Source organism: Pseudoalteromonas sp. PAB 2.2, assembly GCF_001938575.1.
Lineage (GTDB): Bacteria > Pseudomonadota > Gammaproteobacteria > Enterobacterales > Alteromonadaceae > Pseudoalteromonas > Pseudoalteromonas lipolytica.
Genome location: NZ_LYPI01000019.1, coordinates 67,605 through 87,264, shown reverse-complemented (window position 1 = coordinate 87,264; position 19,660 = coordinate 67,605). Strand labels below are relative to the sequence as shown.

The following is a 19,660-nucleotide window of genomic DNA, read 5'->3' as shown; positions in this document are numbered from 1 at the left end:
TTCCTCCTAAGCCGACTGTTTCATTGTGGCTTTTAAATCGGCCAGCTCTTTGTCTATAGCATCATTTTTTTCTAACGCAGCAATTTGCGCCGCTGTCGAATTTGCAGCATCACTGTGTGTAAGCTCATAGGCTTCAACTTGCGACTCGATGTTTTCAACGCGCTGCTCTAAATAATCAAATCGCGCTAACGCATCCGCAACTTTGTTACTATGAAGCTGCTCTTTGACTTTTAAGCGTGCCGTAACCACGCGCTCTTTTTGCATGTAAGTCAGTTGCTTTGCTTTGGCATCTGCAAGCTTATTTTGCAAACGCTGACAGTCGTCTGTTAACTTCGCTAATGAGTCAGCCACTTTATCCATTTCACGTTGCTGCGCTTCAATCTCTGCGTTTAAACGCTGTTTTTCAATTAATGCTGCTTTAGCAAGATCATCTCTGTCTTTACTAAGTGCTTTTTCAGCTTTCGCTTGCCAATCAGCTTGCTTTGCTTGTTTTGCTGCAATTTCACGCTTTATTTGCTTTTCTTGAGTTAAGAATGTTGCAGCGGTTGCACGACACTCATTAAGTGCATCCTGCATTTCTTGCACGAGTAAATTAAGCAGCTTTTCAGGATCTTCTGCTTTATCGAGTGCAGCAGATAAATTAGCCTGAATAATGTCGTTTACGCGATTTAATACACCCATGTGATTCTCCTGTTGATAATTGGGTTAATACACCGAGGAGATTCCAATTCTTATGCCAACTACAAAAAATTTTAAAATAACCATTAAAATACATAAGGTTAATTAGTTTTCACGTAACTAAACACTGACTTTAAGCTGAATGGAAAATAACTAATTTGACTAAAAAACTAACTTTTAAACCAAATTTTAGGATCAAAAAAAGCCACAAAAGAGTGGCTTTTTTTCTGTTCCAATTTGAACATTAAATTTCTGGTACAAAGCTCAATGCTTTATCCATAACACTTAAATCGGCCGTTTTGCCATGACCATTTTCTGAAAGGTGGCGTCTAAAGCCTCGCGCGCCCGGCTGGCCTTGGAAAATACCCAACATATGGCGAGCAATATGCCAAAAATTCGCGCCTTGGCTCATCTCATCTTCAATGTAATCATACATAGCTCGCACAACCTGATGACGATTAAGAGTAAACGGGGTATCACCGTAAATTTTTTCGTCAACGTCACTTAAAATGAATGGATTACTGTATGCCTCACGACCAATCATAATGCCATCAACATAATCAAGGTGCGTAATTGTATCAGCAATCGTTTTCACGCCACCATTTAGACTCAAGTGCAGTTGCGGATAGTCTTTTTTGAGTTGATAAACTCGCGGATAATCAAGCGGCGGAATTTCACGGTTTTCTTTCGGGCTTAACCCATTTAGCCATGCCTTACGGGCATGAATAATAAAGTCATCACAGCCTACATCGTGGCTTGCTTCAATCAGAGCACATAAAAACTCATACGAATCTTGCTCGTCAATTCCGATCCGTGTTTTAACGGTCACTGGAATCGATACTTCAGCCTTCATCGCCGCGACACACTCAGCAACAAGCTTTGGCTCAGCCATTAAACACGCACCAAAACGACCGTTTTGCACGCGATCAGATGGGCATCCTACATTAAGGTTAACCTCGTCATAACCGCGCTCTGCCGCTAACTTAGCACATTTAGCAAGTGCGTCAGGGTCAGACCCACCCAGCTGCAACGCAACAGGACCTTCATGTTGATTAAAGTGTAAGTAATCACCCTTACCAAATAAAATAGCACCTGTTGTCACCATTTCGGTGTAAAGCACAGCATGTTTTGTCATTTTACGATGGAATGTTCGACAATGACGATCAGTCCAATCTAACATGGGTGCCACCGACAAACGGCGATTTAATGTCGTCGTGCTCATAGTATGGCCCCTTTAAATATCAATGCGTTCACTTGCAACTTGATTACCTAATACATTAACGCTTATTAAAGCAGTAACGGCTAAGATAATTAGCCATCACAATAAAAATAAAGTTTGCGTGATTATACCACTTAACAAAGCTGACGGCATGACTTAATCGTAGATCAGATAATGAAGAAGTGTGTAACTAACACACTTCATCTGGGAAGAAATAAAGTAATGACTAAATCTCTACTTTATTTAAGAGATTTTCTAAATTTTGGCCGGTAAGTTCAAATAGTGTAATTTCGAGTTCTTTATAATCTTCATTTTTTAGATTAACGAGCTTAGCACCCACAGCAATGCGTGCCACTTTCTCAACAGGATCGATTTCTACAATTTCAATTGATGCGTGCGTGTCATGATCTTTTGATTGCACATAATATTCACTGAAGAATGTTCCATCAGCGCGCACATTCGGGTTACTGTCAGACACCGACTGCAACAGAGTGCCTTTTTTAAGATCGCTCTTGCGAAGTGAAAAGCTATATTCAGCTACATTGGCATGACCGATGATCAAGGTTACTGCACTTTCATCATTGATTTTAAAGTCATGATCTGTCACTTCGATCACTTTTAATTTGCCACTATCATAGGTCGGCTCCATGCAAGCAGCTAAACTAAAAAGCAGAAAAACAGATAAAACAACATGTTTGAGTCGCATTCTTTGTTCCTTAAATTATATTGCCTCCTTTTAAGTTAGATAATAGAAGGCAATAATTCAAAGTTTAAATGACTGAAAATGCGCTTTAATTTTTACTATACCGCAACCGTTAAGCCAAAATAATGAGCAATGCCACCCAGAATATTTGTTACCGCAACCGAAGATAAAATTAATCCCATCACACGGCTTATGATACTTGCACCACTATCACCGATGAGTTTATGTACATGCGTTGCAAGTAACAGTAAAACCAGCACTATAATCAACACCGATAACATCACTGATGACGTGATTAACTGCTCCAGCCATGTGTATTCATTGTTTCGAGTCATTAGTACTGCAGCAAGCATTGCTCCGGGGCTTGCTATTGACGGAATAGCGAGTGGAAAAATAGCCGTTTCGGTACTATTGCGGACACTTTTGATTTCACTTTCAGGCTTACTTTCACCAAAAATCATCGACAAGGCAAATATTAGTAACACAATTCCGCCGGCAATTTGAAAAGCAGACAAAGGAATCTTAATTGCGTTTAAAAGTAGTTCACCCGCGAGTACAAAAAACAATAAAACCAGTGCCGACACTCCCACCGCTTTTAATGCTACTTTACGTTTAAACTTAGCGTCTTCGCCTCGTGTAACCGCGATAAAGACCGGCACAGTACCAATTGGATCAATGACAGCAAAAAAGAAAATGAACGCAGCAAGCAATTCACTCATACCGAAAACTCCCAAGAAAACCTGCTAGCGAATAAAAACGCTGCAACTACAATACAGTATGATAGTATATCACGGTAGCGTAAGGATAAGAGAAGATGAATACAGAATCACTCGTCAGTAAAGCAAAACAAGTATGTGATAATCGTGGTGCACGTTTTACACCTATCCGTGAAAAAGTATTCCGCCTGCTAGCGAGCGCGCAAGGTGGTGTTGGTGCTTATGACTTATTAGAACAACTCAAATTAACTGAGTCAGGAGCAAAACCAGCAACAATTTATCGCGCCTTAGACTTTTTGTCGGAACTGGGCTTTATTCACAAAATAGAAAGCACAAACTCATTTATGTTGTGCCATCATTTTGATCACATTCATCCAGTACAATTATTAATTTGTGATAGCTGCGGTTATGTAAAAGAGCTGCATTCTACTGTTATTTCGCACGAGCTTAATAACTTAGCAGCTGAAAGCGGCTTTATTGTCTCAGGACAAACAATTGAAGCACACGGAAAATGTGAAAATTGCAAAGATTAAGTGCACTGTTTTATACAGCCACTACAATTAAAGTTAGAACAGCAGCCTCGCTGCAATAACCTAAGGGAAAATAAACAATGAATGTGGAGTTCATCAACCCTTTTTTATCGTCTTTACTCAATGTATTGAGCACCATGGCTCAAACAGAATTAAAACCCGGTAAACCTAGCCTCAAAAAAGATGAGATTGCGCGCGGCGATGTCTCTGGTTTAATCGGTATGGTTGGCCCACAAACTAAAGGTTCACTTTCAATCACCTTTGATGAAAGTTTGGCCTTAACTATTATGGAAAGAATGCTGGGAGAGCGACCAGATTCAGTTAACGAAGAAGTGACTGATATGGTAGGCGAAATAACCAACATGGTCACCGGGGGCGCTAAAAACCTTCTGGGCGAAAAGGGCTATGAATTTGATATGGCAACACCGATTGTTGTATCAGGTAAAGGACACACCATTACACATAAGTGTGAAGGTGCTAAAGTACTCATTCCGTTCACCTCAGAGGACGGGAATGCCAATATAGAAGTTAGTTTTGATAAGCTATGAGTTGGCAACAAAAAACCATTCAACTAAAGCCTCGCACACGAGGCTTTCACATCATTGATGACGAGTTACTTCGTCAACTACCTGAAATCAGCCAGTATAAAGTCGGTTTATTGCATTTGTTTATTCAGCACACTTCTGCCAGTTTAACTATTAATGAGAATGCAGATCCGACAGTGCGTATGGACATGGAAAGCCACTTCAACCACTTTGTCCCAGAAAGGCAGAGTTATTATCGCCACGATTATGAAGGTGACGATGACATGCCTGCACACATAAAAAGCAGTACATTAGGCTGCGAACTGACAATTCCAATCCATCAAGGACGCCTTCAACTCGGTACTTGGCAAGGTATTTATTTAGGTGAGCATCGCGACCAAGGCGGTTCAAGACGCATTGTTGCCACAGTCCAAGGTCAACTATAAAAAAAATAAATAAACAGGCGTGACGTAGCTGAAATGTTTTTTAACTGGGAGTTATTTATAAAGAATAGTTTAGAATTTGGAGCGGCACACGAGGCTCGAACTCGTGACCTCAACCTTGGCAAGGTTGCGCTCTACCAACTGAGCTAGTGCCGCATTCAAATAGTCAGTGATTTGTCCGTTGATGCACAACCAAAGGTTGCGGTAAACGTTCTGGCAACTGAACTAGTGCCGCATTCAAATAGTCAGTAATTTGTCCGTTGGTGTACAACCAAAGGTTGCGGTAAAACGTTCTGGCAACTGAGCTAGTGCCGTATAATTTGAATTTTTTATAACAATTTCTTTTGGTGAGAAATTGGAGCGGCACACGAGGCTCGAACTCGTGACCTCAACCTTGGCAAGGTTGCGCTCTACCAACTGAGCTAGTGCCGCATTCAATTCAAAATAGTCAGTAATTTGTCCGTTGGTGCACAACCTAAAGGTTGTGGTGAAACGTTCTGGCAACTGAGCTAGTGCCGTATAATTTGAATTTTTTATAACAATTTCTTTTGCTGAGAAATTGGAGCGGCACACGAGGCTCGAACTCGTGACCTCAACCTTGGCAAGGTTGCGCTCTACCAACTGAGCTAGTGCCGCATTCAAATAGTCAGTAATTTGTCCGTTGGTGCACAACCTAAAGGTTGCGGTAAAACGTTCTGGCAACTGAGCTAGTGCCGCATTCAAATAGTCAGTAATTTGTCCGTTGGTGCACAACCTAAAGGTTGTGGTGAAACGTTCTGGCAACTGAGCTAGTGCCGTATAATTTAAATTTTTTATAACAATTTCTTTTGGTGAGAAATTGGAGCGGCACACGAGGCTCGAACTCGTGACCTCAACCTTGGCAAGGTTGCGCTCTACCAACTGAGCTAGTGCCGCATTCAAATAGTCAGTAATTTGTCCGTTGGTGCACAACCTAAAGGTTGCGGTAAAACGTTCTGGCAACTGAGCTAGTGCCGCATTCAAATAGTCAGTAATTTGTCCGTTGATGCACAACCTAAAGCTTGCGGTAAAACGTTCTGGCAACTGAGCTAGTGCCACAAATTTCAACTATAAAGTTTAGCTAAAGACACACTAACCCCGCGAGGGTTAACGTCTTAAGCGGGGCAGGATTCTACAATAATCCGATGTGTTTGCAAATGTTTTTTACAAATTAAAGAATTTTTCTTGGTAAACCTTTAATTCCATAATTGAATCTTTTATATCATCAAGGGCAAGGTGTGAACCTTTTTTATTCACTTGAGCAAGAACCTCAGGCTTCCAGCGGCGCGCAAGCTCTTTAATAGTGCTTACATCAAGGTTGCGATAATGAAAATAGTCTTCCAATTCCGGCATGTACTTATTCATGAATCGACGGTCTTGGCCGATTGAATTTCCGCACATAGGCGATGCGCCAGCAGGTACCCACTGCTTCAAAAACGCCAATGTTTGCTCAATGGCATCTTGCTCAGTGAAAGAACTTGCTTTGCAGCGGGCTGTTAAACCTGATTGACCATGTTGGGTCGTACACCACTCGTCCATGCCATCAAGTAATTCATCGCTTTGATGAATAGCAATAACAGGGCCTTCAGCCAAGATGTTTAACTCACTGTCGGTGACAACAGTGGCAATTTCGAGTATTTTATCTGTTGCTGGTTCGAGGCCAGTCATTTCCAGGTCGAGCCAGATAAGATTTGATTTATGAAAAGACATAGTTACCTTAGCGGTGCTTTCCTTTAGATCCAACGCATTTAGATATATCATATTAGTATCATCAGTCGACCTAAAGCTTTTTTTTCAAAAAGCCCGACATTTAATCAAGTTATAGGCCAAAAGTGGCAAAACAAAAGAAATTAAGTAAAGGCCAGTCTCGTCGGATTAAGGCCAATCATCAAAAACGTTTGTCTAATGCTGATAAAAAGCAAGACAAGGGCGCAGCCGTGCAATGGCAAAACGACAATTTAGGCCCTGCTGAAAATGCCGTTGTATTAAGCCGTTTTGGACAACATGCAGATATCGAAACGGACTCTGGTGATGTGCTGCGCTGTAACATTCGTCGCACTGTATCAAGCCTTGTTTGCGGGGATGAAGTGATATTTCGTCGCGCCAAAGTGAGTGAGGGTGACTTAGCCGGTGTCATCGAAGCAACTCACGAACGTCGCTCGCAGCTTACACGTCCAGATTTTTATGACGGAGTGAAAGTCGTTGCAGCTAATATCGACCAAATTTTAATGGTGTCAGCGGTATTACCTGAGTTTACTCCTAATATTATCGACCGTTATTTAGTTGCCTGTGAAGACATGGGCATAGAGCCGATTTTAGTGCTCAACAAAATCGATTTAATTGACGATGAAGGACTCGCCTATATTAATGAAATTCTCGATATTTATCGTGAACTGGGCTATCAAGTATTACTCGTCAGTAATAAAACAGGCCAAGGTATTGATGAGCTTAAACAAACGTTAATAGATAAAAACAGCATCTTTGTGGGTCAAAGTGGTGTGGGTAAATCAACGTTAGTTAATACTGTTTTACCCGACGCCGCTATTTTAACTCAGGAAGTCTCTGAAAATAGTGGTCTTGGGCAACACACAACAACCGTATCACGTTTACATCACTTACCCTCTGGCGGTAATCTTATTGATTCACCAGGGATCCGTGAGTTTGGCCTATGGCATTTAGATGTTGAACGCGTAACTTGGTGCTTTAAAGAGTTCCGTGACTTTATTGGCGGCTGTCGTTTTCGTGACTGTAAACATCTAAATGATCCGGGCTGTATCATTCGCCAAGCGGTTGATGATGGAGATATTTCAGAACTTCGTTTTGACAGTTACCACCGAATTTTAGAAACTATGGCCGATGGCCGTGCGGGTGCACGCGCTCCTCGCGTATAACTATTTAGGAAATAACAAGTGAGTTTAGATAAATTCAAAATTGCCATGCAGTATGCCATGCCAAAACATTTCATTTCGCGCATGGTCGGCAAGTTAGCAGCAGCGAAAGCGGGTGGCTTAACCACGGCGTTAATCAAGCTATTCATCAAACAATATAAAATTGATATGAGTGAGGCTAAATACCCCGATCCAGCTCATTACAAAACCTTTAATGAATTTTTTACTCGCCCTTTAAAGGAAGGTATTCGCCCACTTGCAGAAGAAAAAGACATTATTGCTCACCCAGTTGATGGTGCGATTAGCCAATTAGGTGACGTAGTAGATGGTCAAATAATTCAAGCTAAAGGGCACGACTACAGCTTACAGGCATTACTAGGTGGTAACGAAGACGATACCGTGCCATTTTTGGGTGGTAAGTTCGCAACAATCTATTTAGCACCGAAAGACTATCACCGTATTCACATGCCGATTGATGGGACGCTGAGTAAAATGATTTATGTACCAGGTGATTTATTCTCAGTGAATCCGCTTACGGCGCAAAACGTCCCTAACTTATTTGCGCGTAATGAACGTGTGGTTGCAATTTTCGAAACTGACATAGGCCCACTTGCGATGGTACTGGTAGGTGCAACGATTGTAGCCAGCATCGAAACCATATGGGCAGGTACCGTTACACCACCTGCCGGTAAAGATGTATTCAGCTGGAACTACCCTACCAAAGGTGATAACGCAATCACTTTGAAAAAAGGCGAAGAAATGGGTCGCTTTAAGTTAGGGTCTACCGTGATTTTAGCCTGGGGTGCAAACCAAGCTGAGTTTTTATCTGACCAACACCCAGAAACAATCACTCGCATGGGCACACCATTTGCGACAATCAAAGACTAACCATCGCACACCGCATAATAAATGCCAAAGAAAAGCGATGTATTCACTCGCTTTTCTCTCTTTACTAATCATACTAACACTGACTTAAGTACCGTTAACAGACACACTGTACATGGACTCTTTTTTATGGATAAATACCTTGGCTCAGGCACGACTTTTACACCTCGCAACGTACTTAGCTTGCTTTCTCCTATTATTATCTGCGGCTTATTACTAAGTGGCTGCGATATCGAAAATAACATAGATAAGCTCACTGGAGAGCAAGACAAGCAAGTACATGCTCTTATTGAGCGCACTAAAGCCCACATGGTGTTTGTTGAAGGCGGGAGCTTTATGATGGGAGATGGTGGAGGACCAACCAACTTACCTTGGACAATAGCGACTGACAACAAACCCGCCCATAAAGTCACCCTAACCAGCTACTCAATGGGCGCGTATGAAGTGAATTATGCCGACTTTGATTTATACACAACGGTGAATGAGCAGCCTAAAACCATGTGGACAAAATGGGATAGAGATGAGGTTTGGCGGGCCCCTGAATTCCCTGCGGGAGTAAGTTGGTATGGYGCAAARAACTACTGTTTATGGCTGGCTAAACTCACCGAGCTCCCCTTTGATTTACCCACAGAGGCTCAGTGGGAATTCGCAGCCCGTAATCGGGGAGAAAACATTTTATTTGCGACCAATACGGGAATGCTTGAACTCAGTGTCAATTATTCCCCCGCGACAAGCCCTGCACGCCCATACATTAGCGGCACTTACCCTCCCAACCCATTAGGGTTTTATGATCTCAGTGGTAATATGATTGAATGGGTTAATGATTGGTGGGCTGAAGATTACTATCGGCACTCTCCTGAGCATAACCCAACGGGCCCCTCTAAAGGCACAAAAAAAGTAATGCGCGGCGGAATGTTTTTAGAATCTCCCCGAGGTAGTAACGTGTATACACGCCAAGAATCTAATGAACTGGGCGAGGCCTACCGTGCCATAGGCTTTCGCTGCGTGCTTAACCAAGCGACGCCATTAGCACAGCAACCAGAGTAAGGTTTACTCTGGTTGCACATTACCAATTAAGCCAATGCCATAAATGGCTCTGCATCTATCATTGCCATAGCGACAGATCCAGAACGTGCACGGCTTGGTAATTTACGTTGCCATGCATCAAATTCACGTTGCTGTGACCCTTCTAAAATACGGTTAAGTTGAGAAAGGCCATTTTCGCGGGAGCATTTAGCACCGCCCTCACCCATGTGTTGTAATACCTCATCTAATTCTTCTGTGCAGAGAATATGTTTAAGTATGGTGATTATGGCACTCTCGCGTTGCTCATTTAATCCTGACCATGTGTACGTGTCAAAATCAATTAAACTTGCTAAATTCGGGTTGGCAAGCAAATGTAAAAACGCGCCTTTTGCTTCAGGCACTGTAAACTTTAATATTTCGGGCTGATGCTGAATTCGGCTAATAATGCGCTTAGCTTGTTGATGAGCAAGCACCTCAGCTCGCCACAACATGTCAACTTGACGCACACTTTTTCCAACAAACTCTACAATTTCTTGCCCTGTTGCAATATGCATTGCCACCGCTTTATATAGCACTTTAAATGCATCTTCTTGTATAAACTCTAAATAATCATAATCATTATTTTTAAGCTGGTGATACACAAATTGCGCCAATGTGACAATTTCGTCAACACCCACTTCACAAACTAACTCTCCCCCAACGCCAACTCCCCATACCAGCCCTGCTTTTGCACGAAGCACAAATTTCCCCGTATCGTAACCGAGATAAAAGCCAGCTTGAGCCCCAGCTCCTATACTGCCTGATAACTTTGAGCCTAGTTTGGCCAAGTCACAAAATGACGTGTTTCCGACTTTTTCTGGGTTGTCCCATTGAATTGCACCTGTTGCCTCACAGCCTGCAGACACACCTACAAACGCATTCACTTCTGCTTTTACTGGCTGAAAACGTTTATCTTTTTGCTGCATAGTTTGTTGTTCGGCTTCATTGAGGCCATCAAGCATTAACTGACCTTGCTTTACTGTACACCCCATATTTGCCGAGCCTTGTAACTTAGCCCCTGCATAGCCAAATGCACTCACTGTTGCAGTAAGGCGTATTGCGCCAAGGTTAAAGGTTTTTTCTTGTGTGCTATTTTTAAGGGGCATGGAGAATATTAATTCGTACCCTACTTTATTAGGGAAGTAGCCACTCATAACGGCTTTTGCTTCAGCAACAGCAAAGTCAATTTTAAAATCACCTTGCAATGCAAAAACTCCATCTTTTGGGCTAAATGTAGCAGCGAGACTAGCTCCGTGAGTGTAACGCATTAGCTGAGCCTCAGCACTTGCATCAAAGTAATCGCTTTTTTCAAAACCTTTAATATTAAGATCTTTATTAAACTCTTTAGCCCACTCTCCCCAAACCGTTGTATAAGTATCTATGATCTTTTCGTCGAACTTAAAGCTTGTTTTTAATTTGCTAAGATCATTTTTAAGGGCTTGTTTTAGTTTACTATTATTTAAACGGCCATTGTTGTCACTAAAACGTCTGCCATCACGAATATCCGTATCTAAGCGGTAACTTCGACGGTGATCTGCTATTTTATCGCTGCGTACATAAGTGTACTTTCGTCCTTTATAACCAATAACTTCGGTGATGTTATTTGCACTAGGGCCTTTTACTAAAGGTTTTAGTGTTTTATTTAGTGCCTGTTTGGCTTCGGTGATCTGCTTACTTTCTTCGGGATTATTTTTCCCTCGAGTTAAGCTTTGTTTCAGTTGTTCTATTGGTGAGTTAAGGGCTGCCATTTCACTATCGAGTATGTCTGCTAGTGACTGAGTTACAGCAATAAAGCAATGCTCTTCTGGAAGATATACAAAATCGATAATTTGCTGTTGAGTGTCAGACTCACTAACAGAAAAATTAACCATATGACGTGCACCTTCAGATTCAGCGGTTAATCTATAATCACCTGCAACTAAAGGTAAAATAAGCTCCCAGTCATAACCTTTATCAGCTTTATAATCGCCCGCAACTGATTCTAAAGTAGCTTGTTGCGAACCAGAAACTGGCCCATACCAAGTTATGAGTACACTGCGGCTATTATAAAATTGCCCTTTTAGAAATACATCAAAGCCGGTACAAACTTTTACATTATCACCAACTTGTGGAGGTTTTTTCGGTGTGAATGTTGGATAATTAAAGTCATAAAGTAAGCTTAAGTCTTGAGTACCAGTGTAGAAAAGGACAATACTATCAAGCGTTTCTCCCGGACCTAATGTATGAGTTGCAAAACGCCTTTTAGTTAACCCCCCTTGTTCTAATGTAATAACACTACTATCAGTAGGTTGACCAATAATAACAGCAGGTGAGATCGTATTAGAAATTTGTTCTTTTAGTGTGGAATGCGTCGTTCTGTTTTTAACAGTTTTATTTTGATTATCTTCTAATGATGAAGATGAACCTATATTAGAGGCACTACAGCCAGGGCTTATTTCTTGACCCTGAATTTGCGTTAAGAATACTGACTTTTTAACAAACGCATAAATCTGCTTCGTATCATTTTGTGATAATTTACTAATGCGTTCAACTTGATTATTGGCATAGGAAAATAATTGCTGATTCTCATATTGGCTTTTCCCAACATGCCAGTAGCGGGCATCATCCAAGTTAACTCTTACATAATCAGACCGATGAGGTTTAAGCTGAGTTAAAATTTTGTTTGGCACTTTACTCATAGGTAAAGTAACTTGAGAAATTCGGCTTTCATCAGGTTCGCACAGGTTTGATAGTTCTTCATCCTGCTGGAAATTAATTGAGTTTTGCCTAAATCGATTCCACTGTATTAAAGATCCCACTTTTACGCTTCCTTGCTGCTGAGATGATTCACTTCGATTTTAATACGGAACCTGATTAAATAATACACTCTATGCTCTTTTTCACTATATTTACGTATAAATTATCCACATTCTAAACAAAACGTATCTTTTTTTACCGTGAATTTTTGCTGATTAAGTGTCAGCCCATCAAATTGAATAAACTCGCTGCCCGTTTTATGGCCTAACAGTATATTAACCGCCAGTAAGCTTTGCATACTGCCCATAACTCCCAGTAATGGGCTTATTACACCCGCGTTATCACAATTTAATACTGGTTGATCATCAGTTTGCGGGAATACGCAGCCATAACAGGGGCTGTCGGAATTGCGAAAGTCAAAGCACATTAGTTGCCCTTGTGTGGCAATCGCAGCAGCTGAAATGAGCGGGATTGTGTGCGCTAAACAATAGCGATTAATTAAGTAACGAGTGGCAAAGTTATCACTGCAATCGAGTACGATGTCGGCCCCTTGTAAAACGTCTGCAAGGTTTTTTTCATCAAGTCTTTGGCAAATGGGCTCAATACTAATTTGGTTATTTAAGCTTGCTAACACTTTCGAGGCTGCCTGTGTTTTTGCTTGCCCTAAGTGATTAACTTTATACAAAATTTGTCGCTGTAAATTTGAAAGCTCGACATTGTCGTTATCAACCAACGTGAGCTTACCCACCCCAGCCGCAGCTAAATAAAGTAGCGCAGGTGAGCCAAGCCCACCAGCACCTACTACCGCAATATGTGCGGCCTTTAATATTTGCTGCCCCTCCAATCCCACTTCTTTAAGCATTAAGTGGCGGCTGTAACGTATGCGCTCTTTATCGCTTAACGCACTCATGCTTCTGAGTCGCCTTCAACACATTGCTTGAGTTTAGCAATCGCTGCGGGGTAATCTTCAGCTTCGGTAATTGCTCGCACCACAGCCACACTGCCTACCCCGGTATTTGCCACTTGCTCTGCACGTGACACATCAATGCCACCAATCGCAACTGTTGGGTAGTCGGCCATTAATGGGACAAATTTTTCAAGCTTTTCTAGGCCTTGAATTTGCCCTGTCATGTCTTTTGTGGTGGTTGGGTAAATTGCACCAAATGCCATGTAGCTCGGGCGATAATTATGGGCGCGCAGCATTTCATAAAAACCATGGGTCGAGACGCCTAAACGCAAGCCAGCCTCTTTTATAGCAATTAAATTAGCCGTTTGTAGGTCTTCTTGGCCTAAATGAACTCCATAAGCACCGTGCTTAATCGCCAGTTGCCAATAGTCATTAATATACACCTGCGCATCGTATTTTTGACCAAGCATAACAGCACTGGCAATGGCCTCATCTAGCGTTGCATCATCTGTATTTTTGATTCGTAGCTGTACGGTTTTAACGCCTTCAGCTAAACACTTTTCTAACCAATCAACACTGTCGACCACTGCATATAAGCCGAGCTTTTTAGACTGACACTCAGCAAAACCAGCCGCCATAGTAAAATTGCTAGGGTGATCAAAGTCGAGTTCATCACCAAGCCAACTCCCCGCTTCAATCACTTGTGGGTAATCTGCTAAATTAACCGGAAAATGAGTGTGTGCAACAGGGCCAATTCCTTCACCGTAACGCACTGCCGCTTTTAAACCTTGGTTTATATACGCTTTTGCGAGAATAAATGCGTCTTTCAGTGGATAACGCTTTGCTAGGCAAGCAGCAATCACTGAGGCCATACTACACCCGGTGCCATGGCTATGCGGTGTTTGAATTTTTTCATTTCCAAGCCAGTATTCGTGTGTATCTTGCAGGCAGTAATCGATGCAATAACCACTTGGGTAGTCCCAATGACCACCTTTGATGATGACCGATTTTGCGCCATAACTTTGCAGCTTTTGCGCAGCTTCTTTTACTGCACTTGGGCCAATTAAATACACTCCGGTCAGTAACTGCGTTTCGTGAGTATTGGGTGTAACAACATCTACCCACGGTAATAAACACTCTTTAATTGCACTCACGGTATCTTCTTCTGTGAGTAAATCGCCACTGGAAGCTATCGCCACAGGGTCATAGACAACCAAAGGCGGCACTTCCCAGGTGTTTTTATAATGTTTTAAATGTTCACTTATTAACTGAATTTGCTGCACATTCGCCAACATGCCGATTTTTATCACCGTGGCGGGCATATCGGTTACTAAAGCTTGTAATTGAGATTCAATCACCTCCGTTGAAATGGGATTTAAGGCCTCAACACCTAAACTATTTTGTGCTGTTAAAGCTGTGATCACGGTGCAGCAATGCACTGAAAAGCTTTGCATCGCTTTAATATCAGCTTGAATTCCAGCCCCGCCGCCGGAATCAGATCCCGCTATGCTCCATACAACCTGATTCATGTTTTCCTCTTCTTTAATTTTGATGCCAAAATGGCATGCCCATAGTAGGTGTTGATGGGCTGGCTACGTCTTTTTCGGGCATCGCTTTGGCTAAATAGCTGTATCTGCCTGCCTCAACGGCACTGCGAAATGCATGGCTCATTGTAACTGGGCACCCAGCTCCAGCGATTGCCGAATTTAATAATACCGCATCATACCCTAATTCAAGGGCTTGGCAGGCATGCGAAGGTAACCCTAATCCAGCATCAACGATTAAGGTATGACTAGGTAAACGCTCTCGGATCATTCTTAGGTTATAGGGGTTCAGTAACCCTTTACCTGTTCCAATAGGCGCACCCCAAGGCATCAGCACTTCACAGCCTAAATCAGCAAGACGCTGGCATAACACTAAGTCATCGGTGCAGTAAGGCAGTACTTTAAAGCCCTCATCTAATAGTATTTTTGTTGCTTCGAGTAACGCAAAAGGATCGGGCTGCAAATTATATTCATCACCAATCAGCTCAAGCTTGATCCAATCAGTGGCAAAAACCTCACGGCACATTTGAGCCAGAGTAACTGCCTCTTTCACACTGTGACACCCTGCTGTATTTGGGAGCACTTTAAGCCCGGTGTTTTTTATTAACTGCCAAAAATCATCGCCGGCTTGCGCACTTTGTTGACGCCTTAATGACACGGTAACAATGTCAGCCCCAGAGGCCACAATTGATTCTGTCATTATACTGGGCGAAGGATACAATGCAGAACCAATGAGTAAGCGGCTGCGTATTTGTTCACCATAAATAGTAAAACTATCCATGCTAACCTCCTTGAATGGGTGACAAAAGCTCAATGCTGTCACCCTCGTTAAGAGTTTTTATTTCGCATTGGCTGCGTGGTACAAAGTCGCCGTTTACAGCCACAGCAAATGGCGGCCTAGCCCCATAGTTTGCCAACGCCTCGCTAAGCGATATTTGCTCAGCCACAACAGCTGATTGGCCATTTATTACTATTTTCATTATGACCCCCTAAGTCATTAAGCTAATTGCTTCATCGACAACATAAGGCGCTAACAAATAACCATGACGATACAAGCCATTAAGGCTTATAACTCTCCCTTCTCGGGTCACCTGTGGACGGTTATCTGCAAATGCAGGACGAAGCCCTGATTGCAAACTTTCAATACGCGCTTCAGCAAAACCACTGTGAACCGTATAAGCCGCCGACAATAACTCAAGTGCTGAGCGCACGGTGACTTTACCTGTGTCGTGCGATTCAATTTCAGTCGCGCCAATCACAAACTGATGATTCAGTTTAGGTGCAATATAAATGGGGTAGCGCGGATGCATAAGGCGTACTGGCCGAGACAGGTTTACTTCTGGTGCATATAAGCGTGCCACTTCCCCCCTCACACCACGAAGGCTAGGTAAAGCTGTTTTTGCCCCTAATCCCCGACAATCAAAAACAAAGTCATAACTTTGTCCATTCACCTTATGACCAGTTAAAGTAATGTGTGAGTGCCAATTAAAGCTGACTTGACGAGCAACTAATTGCTTATAGCTCGCAGCATAGAAGGCCTGGTTATCGAGCTGGCCTTCGCAGGGTAAATACACCCCTTGGTGAAAGCGTCCAGCAAGCTCAGGCTCAAGATCTGCTATTTGCGCGCTGCTCACTGTGTCCGCTGTATGCTCGGCTAATGGTTTTAAGCGGCTAATAAAACTGTGTAAATCGCCTTTATCTTGCTGATGAGCAACCACCAAACTGCCCGCTTGCTGAAAATACACAGGCTCATCCAGTTCACTAATAACCTGCTGCCAGCGTTGAATGCTCGCCAGCCCCTGCAGCGCTATATCTTGCTCACATAATACCGACTCAGCCAGCGGTGCGAGCATAGCCGCCGCAACATTTCCGGCACTGTTTGCTGCGTGTTGATCATCTTGCTCATACACGCTGACTTGATGCACTTTAGAGAGTGCTAAAGCAGTAAGTCGTCCTGTTAAACCAAATCCCAAAATTGCTATTTTTAAAGACATAAACGTTCTAGGTGCTAGATAATTCGCGCGAGATAATCATTCTAGCGCCTCGTTTTCTAGCACCTAGCTCCTTGGTTAAATTGCTTTATGATAAATTTCAGAACCCGTTTTTTTGAACTCGTCGGATTTCGCTTTCATCTCTGCTTCAACATCGACCATCTTAATTTCGATAGCATCGCCTACATTGTTAGGGTCGATACCTCGCGCTTCTAGATCTTTCGCGTAATCACGTACTTCTTGGGTTATTTTCATCGAGCAGAATTTAGGACCGCACATAGAGCAAAAATGGGCTATTTTGCCAGACTCTTGTGGCAGAGTTTCATCATGATACTCACGGGCACGTTCAGGGTCTAAACCTAGGTTAAATTGGTCGTGCCAACGGAACTCGAAGCGCGCCTTCGATAACGCGTTATCACGCTCTTGTGCCCCTGGATGACCTTTGGCTAAATCGGCTGCGTGTGCGGCAATTTTGTAGGTGATGAGACCTTCCTTTACATCTTCTTTATTCGGTAAGCCTAAGTGCTCTTTAGGGGTGACATAACACAACATGGCACAGCCATACCACGCAATTTGTGCAGCCCCAATACCCGAGGTGAAATGGTCGTAACCCGGTGCAATATCAGTCGTTAATGGGCCAAGCGTATAAAAAGGTGCTTCTTCACAATGCTTTAGTTGCTCTTCCATGTTTTCTTTAATCATATGCATTGGCACATGACCTGGGCCTTCAATAAACACTTGTACATCATGCTTCCATGCAAGCTTAGTCAGCTCACCTAGTGTACGTAATTCGCTAAACTGTGCTTCGTCGTTGGCATCGGCAATTGAACCTGGACGCAAACCATCGCCCAATGAAAAACACACATCATATTGTTTTAAAATTTCACAAATTTCTTCAAAGTGCGTGTATAAGAAGTTTTCTTTGTGATGTGCTAAACACCACTTTGCCATGATTGAGCCGCCGCGCGATACAATACCCGTGACACGCTTTGCAGTCATTGGCACATAACGAAGTAACACACCAGCATGGATAGTAAAATAGTCGACACCTTGCTCCGCTTGTTCAATCAAAGTATCGCGGAAAATCTCCCAAGTGAGGTCTTCGGCAACCCCATTTACTTTTTCAAGTGCTTGATAGATTGGTACGGTACCAATTGGCACGGGTGAATTACGTACGACCCATTCACGGGTTTCATGAATATAACGACCCGTTGATAAGTCCATCACCGTATCTGCGCCCCAACGAGTCGACCAAACCATTTTTTCGACCTCTTCTTCAATAGACGAAGTGACCGATGAATTACCAATATTCGCGTTCACTTTTACAAGGAAATTACGGCCAATGATCATTGGTTCGGTTTCAGGGTGGTTAATATTGTTAGGTAACACGGCTCTGCCACGGGCAATTTCATCGCGCACAAATTCAGGGGTTATAAAATCGGGGATACTGGCTCCGAATGACTCTCCCTTATGCTGTGCAGCAAGGAGCTCTTCACGAATTTTTGCACGGCCCATATTTTCACGAATAGCCACGTATTCCATTTCAGGCGTTACAATGCCTTGGCGTGCATAATGCATTTGCGTCACATTTTTACCTGCTTTCGCACGGCGTATTTTTGGGAGGTGCTCAAAGCGAATATGGTCTAAACCTTCGTCAGCCATTCGTTGCTGCGAAAACTGCGAGGTAACTGAATCAAGAATTTCCGTGTCACCACGTTTTTCTATCCACTGTTCGCGGTACTTTTCTAGCCCTTTGCGCACGTCGAGTTTAAAATCAGGATCGGTATATGGACCCGATGTATCATACACACGAATTGGCGCATTCGGCTCGAACACGGGGTTTTCTTCGGTTCCACCTATAAAGGTATCACTGAGGGTTATTTCGCGCATTCCGACACGCACGTTTTCTTGCGTGCCTTCAACATATACTTTGTGCGAATTAGGGAAAGGTTGCCCTGTTAAGTTATAAATATAATCAGATGCAGCCGCACGAATTTCGCGGCGAGACGGTTTAGTTGTAGTGTTTGACATGACTTACCTCATTGCTTTAAGGATTGTCTTGTCAGATATTGCAGGTGCAATAGAGAGTGGCAAACGCCATTGGATCGTTAGTAAGTTATTTCACTTACAATTGCAGCCTAAGCTTAGCAACTTATGCCCCATTTTTTGGCGCACAAGCGCCCTATGAGGCAGCTTGTTCCCTACGCAGGTGTTAGCCTGATCAGGTTCACGGATCCCGCTTTCGCGATCTCAGCCTTATTAAAGGCACTCCGACAAGTATAAATTCGTTGTTTTATAAAAACGTAATCAGTGTACGTTAGTTAAAAATTCGCTGCAAGCGCTTTAGTTTTAATACTAATTCGCCTTATTAGGGAGCCGTATTAATGAAAGTAAAATGGTGCGCCCCTTGCAAAGTAAGCTGCTCGCCATTTAGCGAAATGACCGCGCCTTGTTTTAGCGTCGACAGCAGTTTCTTTTCAAGTTCATCAAGTTGATCACCGCACGATTTACGTGTCATACCTAGCTTTTTCACTGTTAAGGTATCTTCAACAAGCTGACCTTCACCAAAAAACTTGTTACAACCAGCAAACCCATTAACTTGCATCGCTTCAATAAAACGCATTGACGCTTTTTGCGATACGCTAATGGCTAACCCGTTAACTTTTGATAATTGCCACTGTGTATATTTTAATTGCTCACTGGTGACCTTCCCTGTCGATGAGCAGCCCATGCAAAATAGTACAAAAAGAATAGGCAAGGCTACTAACTTCATATTTTTTACGACCAAAATTTCAATGCGATAATAATAACAA

General features: G+C 42.7%; 19 protein-coding genes, 4 tRNA genes and 1 riboswitch. Of the genes, 6 read left to right on the top strand and 17 right to left on the bottom strand.

From position 1 onward, the window contains the following. Positions 1-6: 6 nt before the first annotated feature. From BWD47_RS16765 to BWD47_RS16750, 4 genes are all read right to left on the bottom strand, one after another. Positions 7-681, bottom strand: coding sequence for a PspA/IM30 family protein (locus tag BWD47_RS16765; RefSeq protein ID WP_036971361.1), 675 nt, complete (start codon positions 679-681; stop codon positions 7-9). 241 nt (positions 682-922) lie between these two features. Next, on the bottom strand, positions 923-1,900 hold the full coding sequence (gene dusA / locus BWD47_RS16760; protein WP_075594343.1) for a tRNA dihydrouridine(20/20a) synthase DusA: 978 nt from the start codon (positions 1,898-1,900) through the stop codon (positions 923-925). A gap of 223 nt (positions 1,901-2,123) precedes the next feature. After that, positions 2,124-2,603 carry a hypothetical protein gene (locus tag BWD47_RS16755; protein ID WP_075594342.1) on the bottom strand — a complete coding sequence of 160 codons (480 nt, stop codon included), beginning with the start codon at positions 2,601-2,603 and terminating at the stop codon, positions 2,124-2,126. 95 nt (positions 2,604-2,698) lie between these two features. Next, complete coding sequence (locus BWD47_RS16750; RefSeq protein WP_036971394.1) at positions 2,699-3,319, bottom strand: MarC family protein; 621 nt, start codon at positions 3,317-3,319, stop codon at positions 2,699-2,701. Positions 3,320-3,414: 95 nt separating this feature from the next. Here BWD47_RS16750 and BWD47_RS16745 point away from each other — a divergent pair, with 95 nt between their 5' ends. From BWD47_RS16745 to BWD47_RS16735, 3 genes are all read left to right on the top strand, one after another. After that, positions 3,415-3,849 (top strand): transcriptional repressor, encoded by a 435-nt coding sequence (locus tag BWD47_RS16745; RefSeq protein WP_036971396.1) that lies wholly within the window; start codon positions 3,415-3,417, stop codon positions 3,847-3,849. Positions 3,850-3,926: 77 nt separating this feature from the next. Then, positions 3,927-4,394: a chemotaxis protein CheX gene (locus BWD47_RS16740; protein WP_065978232.1), complete on the top strand. Its 468-nt coding sequence runs from the start codon at positions 3,927-3,929 to the stop codon at positions 4,392-4,394. Further along, positions 4,391-4,816, top strand: a complete 426-nt coding sequence (locus BWD47_RS16735) for a secondary thiamine-phosphate synthase enzyme YjbQ (RefSeq protein ID WP_075594341.1) — start codon at positions 4,391-4,393, stop codon at positions 4,814-4,816. Before BWD47_RS16740 ends, BWD47_RS16735 begins: the two co-directional genes overlap by 4 nt. 77 nt (positions 4,817-4,893) lie before the next feature. On the opposite strand, the gene BWD47_RS16730 is transcribed toward BWD47_RS16735, so the two are convergent. The 5 genes from BWD47_RS16730 to orn form a co-directional block, all read right to left on the bottom strand. After that, positions 4,894-4,969, bottom strand: a tRNA-Gly gene (locus BWD47_RS16730). A gap of 200 nt (positions 4,970-5,169) precedes the next feature. Further along, positions 5,170-5,245 (bottom strand) — tRNA-Gly (locus BWD47_RS16725). A gap of 128 nt (positions 5,246-5,373) precedes the next feature. Next, positions 5,374-5,449 (bottom strand) — tRNA-Gly (locus tag BWD47_RS16720). Positions 5,450-5,652: 203 nt separating this feature from the next. Continuing rightward, a tRNA-Gly gene (locus BWD47_RS16715) sits at positions 5,653-5,728 on the bottom strand. 267 nt (positions 5,729-5,995) lie between these two features. Next, positions 5,996-6,541: an oligoribonuclease gene (orn, locus tag BWD47_RS16710; protein ID WP_036971404.1), complete on the bottom strand. Its 546-nt coding sequence runs from the start codon at positions 6,539-6,541 to the stop codon at positions 5,996-5,998. Positions 6,542-6,663: 122 nt separating this feature from the next. Between orn and rsgA the strand changes: the two genes are divergently transcribed. From rsgA to BWD47_RS16695, 3 genes are all read left to right on the top strand, one after another. Further along, positions 6,664-7,722 (top strand): small ribosomal subunit biogenesis GTPase RsgA, encoded by a 1,059-nt coding sequence (gene rsgA, locus BWD47_RS16705; RefSeq protein WP_036971407.1) that lies wholly within the window; start codon positions 6,664-6,666, stop codon positions 7,720-7,722. Between the two features lie 18 nt (positions 7,723-7,740). Then, positions 7,741-8,607, top strand: coding sequence for an archaetidylserine decarboxylase (gene asd / locus BWD47_RS16700; RefSeq protein WP_036971409.1), 867 nt, complete (start codon positions 7,741-7,743; stop codon positions 8,605-8,607). 126 nt (positions 8,608-8,733) lie between these two features. Beyond that, positions 8,734-9,651, top strand: a complete 918-nt coding sequence (locus BWD47_RS16695; protein WP_075594340.1) for an SUMF1/EgtB/PvdO family nonheme iron enzyme — start codon at positions 8,734-8,736, stop codon at positions 9,649-9,651. Between the two features lie 26 nt (positions 9,652-9,677). On the opposite strand, the gene BWD47_RS16690 is transcribed toward BWD47_RS16695, so the two are convergent. The 8 genes from BWD47_RS16690 to BWD47_RS16655 form a co-directional block, all read right to left on the bottom strand. Next, positions 9,678-12,467: a hypothetical protein gene (locus BWD47_RS16690; protein ID WP_075594339.1), complete on the bottom strand. Its 2,790-nt coding sequence runs from the start codon at positions 12,465-12,467 to the stop codon at positions 9,678-9,680. 101 nt (positions 12,468-12,568) lie between these two features. Beyond that, on the bottom strand, positions 12,569-13,315 hold the full coding sequence (locus BWD47_RS16685; RefSeq protein ID WP_075594338.1) for a HesA/MoeB/ThiF family protein: 747 nt from the start codon (positions 13,313-13,315) through the stop codon (positions 12,569-12,571). Beyond that, positions 13,312-14,841 (bottom strand): thiamine phosphate synthase, encoded by a 1,530-nt coding sequence (gene thiE / locus BWD47_RS16680; protein ID WP_075594337.1) that lies wholly within the window; start codon positions 14,839-14,841, stop codon positions 13,312-13,314. Before thiE ends, BWD47_RS16685 begins: the two co-directional genes overlap by 4 nt. Positions 14,842-14,854: 13 nt before the next feature. Beyond that, on the bottom strand, positions 14,855-15,637 hold the full coding sequence (locus BWD47_RS16675) for a thiazole synthase (protein ID WP_075594336.1): 783 nt from the start codon (positions 15,635-15,637) through the stop codon (positions 14,855-14,857). Between the two features lies 1 nt (position 15,638). Continuing rightward, positions 15,639-15,836, bottom strand: a complete 198-nt coding sequence (gene thiS, locus BWD47_RS16670; protein WP_036971421.1) for a sulfur carrier protein ThiS — start codon at positions 15,834-15,836, stop codon at positions 15,639-15,641. 9 nt (positions 15,837-15,845) lie between these two features. After that, a complete protein-coding gene (locus tag BWD47_RS16665; RefSeq protein WP_075594335.1) occupies positions 15,846-16,850 on the bottom strand; it encodes an FAD-dependent oxidoreductase in 1,005 nt (334 codons plus the stop codon). Between the two features lie 75 nt (positions 16,851-16,925). Beyond that, the gene (gene thiC, locus BWD47_RS16660) at positions 16,926-18,878 is read right to left on the bottom strand and encodes a phosphomethylpyrimidine synthase ThiC (protein WP_036971427.1); all 1,953 of its coding nucleotides are present in this window, start codon (positions 18,876-18,878) and stop codon (positions 16,926-16,928) included. 150 nt (positions 18,879-19,028) lie between these two features. Further along, positions 19,029-19,130: riboswitch (TPP riboswitch) on the bottom strand. Positions 19,131-19,215: 85 nt separating this feature from the next. After that, positions 19,216-19,620, bottom strand: coding sequence for an META domain-containing protein (locus BWD47_RS16655; protein ID WP_075594334.1), 405 nt, complete (start codon positions 19,618-19,620; stop codon positions 19,216-19,218). Positions 19,621-19,660: the final 40 nt, after the last annotated feature.

Coding starts and splice junctions, on each gene's coding strand:
- thiE (WP_075594337.1), bottom strand. CDS start 14,841: ATGAATCAGGTTGTATGGAGCATAGCGGGATCTGATTCCGGCGGCGGG.
- thiS (WP_036971421.1), bottom strand. CDS start 15,836: ATGAAAATAGTAATAAATGGCCAATCAGCTGTTGTGGCTGAGCAAATA.
- dusA (WP_075594343.1), bottom strand. CDS start 1,900: ATGAGCACGACGACATTAAATCGCCGTTTGTCGGTGGCACCCATGTTA.
- orn (WP_036971404.1), bottom strand. CDS start 6,541: ATGTCTTTTCATAAATCAAATCTTATCTGGCTCGACCTGGAAATGACT.
- BWD47_RS16750 (WP_036971394.1), bottom strand. CDS start 3,319: ATGAGTGAATTGCTTGCTGCGTTCATTTTCTTTTTTGCTGTCATTGAT.
- BWD47_RS16765 (WP_036971361.1), bottom strand. CDS start 681: ATGGGTGTATTAAATCGCGTAAACGACATTATTCAGGCTAATTTATCT.
- thiC (WP_036971427.1), bottom strand. CDS start 18,878: ATGTCAAACACTACAACTAAACCGTCTCGCCGCGAAATTCGTGCGGCT.
- BWD47_RS16655 (WP_075594334.1), bottom strand. CDS start 19,620: ATGAAGTTAGTAGCCTTGCCTATTCTTTTTGTACTATTTTGCATGGGC.
- BWD47_RS16685 (WP_075594338.1), bottom strand. CDS start 13,315: ATGAGTGCGTTAAGCGATAAAGAGCGCATACGTTACAGCCGCCACTTA.
- BWD47_RS16735 (WP_075594341.1), top strand. CDS start 4,391: ATGAGTTGGCAACAAAAAACCATTCAACTAAAGCCTCGCACACGAGGC.
- BWD47_RS16755 (WP_075594342.1), bottom strand. CDS start 2,603: ATGCGACTCAAACATGTTGTTTTATCTGTTTTTCTGCTTTTTAGTTTA.
- BWD47_RS16675 (WP_075594336.1), bottom strand. CDS start 15,637: ATGGATAGTTTTACTATTTATGGTGAACAAATACGCAGCCGCTTACTC.
- BWD47_RS16745 (WP_036971396.1), top strand. CDS start 3,415: ATGAATACAGAATCACTCGTCAGTAAAGCAAAACAAGTATGTGATAAT.
- BWD47_RS16740 (WP_065978232.1), top strand. CDS start 3,927: ATGAATGTGGAGTTCATCAACCCTTTTTTATCGTCTTTACTCAATGTA.
- BWD47_RS16665 (WP_075594335.1), bottom strand. CDS start 16,850: ATGTCTTTAAAAATAGCAATTTTGGGATTTGGTTTAACAGGACGACTT.